This is a genomic window from Streptomyces sp. NPDC058291, assembly GCF_042880855.1.
Taxonomy (GTDB): Bacteria; Actinomycetota; Actinomycetes; order Streptomycetales; family Streptomycetaceae; genus Streptomyces.
The window spans coordinates 1-583 of sequence record NZ_JBHVYK010000181.1; the positions used below are offsets into that span (position 1 = coordinate 1).

1 pseudogene is annotated in these 583 nt (G+C 75.3%); it reads left to right on the plus strand.

What is annotated here, in order from left to right:
* Nucleotides 1-308 precede the first annotated feature (308 nt).
* Nucleotides 309-583 (plus strand): annotated as a pseudogene (locus tag ACFVYK_RS37965) (hypothetical protein); the annotation flags it as partial.

Consider the following 583-nt stretch of genomic DNA (forward strand, 5'->3'; position numbering starts at 1 on the left):
TCACAGGCGTGGGGGATGAGCCCCGCCCACGCCGAGGGGCGTGGGCCGCGGGCGCCGGACCAGAACGGGGGGGGGGGCCCGGCCCCGCCCCCCCGGGGCCCACAGCGCCGGGGAGCGGCGGCCGCCTTGCCGCCGCCGTCCCCCGGACGCGGGAACGGTTTCCCCCGAGCGGCCCACCGCCGTGCCCCATTCGCGCTACAGCGATCGCGGACGCGTACACACGTTCCTAGCGTTTCGGACATCGAGGTGCATCGACGACGTCAGCGGAACAGGTCCGCAGCTGCTCCTCGGAGACCGGAGGATCCACCATGCGCGCGATACGCGTCGCTTCGGCCGCACTGCTGGGCGCCACCGCCCTGGCCTTCTCCGCATCGGCCGCCGTCGCGAGCGACGACGACGGCCACTACGTCATGTCCAACGGCTACAACCTGCTGCCCTCGACCGTCGCGGCGGGCGGAGAGGTGGCGGGGGCGGGGGGGGCGGCGGGGGCGGGCGGGGCGCCGGCCGCGTCGCGGGGGCGCCCGGCGAGAGATCAACAACACACCCCCCAACCACAGCGAAGGCCAGGAGATTTGTCAGGGAG